The sequence below is a fragment of the Ramlibacter sp. genome, from assembly GCF_041916345.1.
Taxonomy (GTDB): domain Bacteria; phylum Pseudomonadota; class Gammaproteobacteria; order Burkholderiales; family Burkholderiaceae_C; genus Ramlibacter.
In genome coordinates this window covers 20,667-22,811 of the sequence record NZ_JAYRZR010000022.1, presented here as the reverse complement: position 1 = coordinate 22,811, position 2,145 = coordinate 20,667, and the positions used below count along the sequence as shown (strand labels likewise).

Here is a 2,145-nt window from a genome sequence, read left to right as displayed (position 1 = left end):
CTGGAATCCCCTGAAACTGCACCCGCCGAAGGCGGCCTGCCCTGAGTGGAAAAATGCTCAGTCAATACTTCAGAGGTAAATACAAATTGTTTAGCCCGATAACACCCCGATACCGATTCCTGTTTTGAATCAAGCGCTTGCAGGCTCTATTGCATGTAGCAATCCAGCGTGATGCCCCACTGCCTTTGTGGGACACTTGACCCGCGCTAAATCCTTGGCGCCAACCCGCGGAAGAACTGCCATGGACCCGCTGCAGCGCAGGATTCATGAGATCACGCTCGGTCTCGGCCGCACGGCGGTCGCCCGGGCCGGGTCGGTTGCGCCTGGTCCATCGCGCGGCCATCGGCCTGGGGCTTCGGCCACCGATCTCCCTCAACTGCTTGCGTCGCGCCTGCGAACGCTCGGCGATGACGATCCCCAGCGGCGCGGCAAGGCGATGCGGGTCTTCCTGGAGAGCGTGCTGACCGCCGAGATGGGAGAGGCCTTCATGGCCAGCCCGCAGTTCACCACGGTGGTCGACCGCGTGCAGCGCCAGATGGAACAGGATGCCGAACTCGCCCCCCTGATCGAGCGGGCCATGGACGACTTGCTGGCACGGCGCGCGCCTTGATCGCCGGGGTTGCGCTGCCGCCCGCCCCATCCACGCACATGGCGCAAAATCGCGCCATGCAGCACCACTTCATTGCCAATGCGGCAGTGCGCTCCAGCGGCGAGCGCACCATTCCCGTCATCGACCCCTCCGACGGCCAGCCCTACGACGCCATCCAGCGCGGCACGGCCGAAGACATCGACGCCGCCGCGAAGGCAGCGCGCCACTGCTTCGAAGGCGTCTGGAGCAAGCTGAGCGCGGCCGAGCGCGGACGGCTGCTGATGCGCCTGTCGCTGAAGGTCGCCGAGCACGCCGACGAACTCGCGGCCATCGAGCAGCGCGACTGCGGCAAGCCCACCAAGCAGGCCCGCGCCGACGCAACCGCCCTGGCCCGCTACTTCGAGTTCTACGCCGGCGCCTGCGACAAGCTGCACGGCGAGACCCTGCCCTACCAGGAGGGCTACACCGTGCTCACCTGGCGCGAGCCGCATGGCGTGACCGGCCACGTGATCCCCTGGAACTACCCCATGCAGATCTTCGGCCGCAGCGTCGGCGGCGCGCTGGCAGCCGGCAACGTCTGCGTGGTCAAGCCTTCGGAAGACGCCTGCCTGTCGCTGATCCGCGTGGCGCAGCTCGCCGCGGAGGTGGGCTTCCCGGCCGGCGCCATCAACATCGTCACCGGCTACGGGCACGAGGTGGGTGACGCGCTGGCGCGGCACCCCGGCATCGACCACATCAGCTTCACCGGCAGCCCGCGGGTGGGCACGCTCATCCAGCAGGTGGCCGCGGAGCGGCACTGCCCCGTCACGCTGGAGCTGGGCGGCAAGAGCCCGCAGATCGTCTTCGCCGACGCCGATGTCGATGCCGTGCTGCCCGTGGTGATCAACGCCATCGTGCAGAACGCCGGGCAGACCTGCTCGGCCGGCTCGCGCCTGCTGGTGGAGCAGAGCCTGTATGAGCCGCTGCTGGCCCGCCTGGGCCAGGCCTTCGCCAACCTGCGCGTCGGCCCGGCGGCCATGGATCTCGACGTCGGCCCGCTCATCCGTCAGAGCCAGCAGCAGCGGGTGTGGGACTTCCTGTCGGATGCGCAGCATGCCGGCATCCCGATGGTGGCCCAGGGCCAGGTGGTCGAGGAGGCCCCCGAGTCCGGCTACTACCAGGCCCCCACGTTGCTGCGCGACGTGCCGGTGAACCATCGCCTCGCCCAGGAGGAGGTGTTCGGCCCCGTGCTGGCCGCCATGTCCTTCAAGGACGAGGATCACGCCGTCGAACTGGCCAACGCCACCCAGTTCGGCCTGGTGGCCGGCGTCTGGACGAGCGACGGGGGCCGCCAGCTGCGCATGGCCCGGCGCTTGCGCAGTGGCCAGGTGTTCATCAACAATTACGGCGCCGGCGGCGGCGTGGAGCTGCCCTTCGGCGGCGTCAAGTCGTCCGGCCATGGCCGCGAGAAGGGGTTCGAGGCCCTCTACGGCTTCACCACGCTGAAGACGGTGGCCATCCGGCACGGCTGAGCAGGGGCCGCCCGGGCAGCCGCACCTCCCTTGCGATTCCAACCG

2 protein-coding genes are annotated in these 2,145 nt (G+C 68.6%); both read left to right on the top strand.

Annotated features, from left to right (window positions below):
- Positions 1-241: 241 nt before the first annotated feature.
- Positions 242-610: a hypothetical protein gene (locus ACE3T5_RS08390; protein WP_374666439.1), complete on the top strand. Its 369-nt coding sequence runs from the start codon at positions 242-244 to the stop codon at positions 608-610.
- Between the two features lie 56 nt (positions 611-666).
- Positions 667-2,100 carry an aldehyde dehydrogenase family protein gene (locus ACE3T5_RS08385; protein WP_374666437.1) on the top strand — a complete coding sequence of 478 codons (1,434 nt, stop codon included), beginning with the start codon at positions 667-669 and terminating at the stop codon, positions 2,098-2,100.
- Positions 2,101-2,145: the final 45 nt, after the last annotated feature.

What these genes read in the sequence shown, in the direction of transcription:
- ACE3T5_RS08390 (WP_374666439.1), top strand. Translation starts at nt 242, where the DNA reads ATGGACCCGCTGCAGCGCAGGATTCATGAGATCACGCTCGGTCTCGGC.
- ACE3T5_RS08385 (WP_374666437.1), top strand. Translation starts at nt 667, where the DNA reads ATGCAGCACCACTTCATTGCCAATGCGGCAGTGCGCTCCAGCGGCGAG.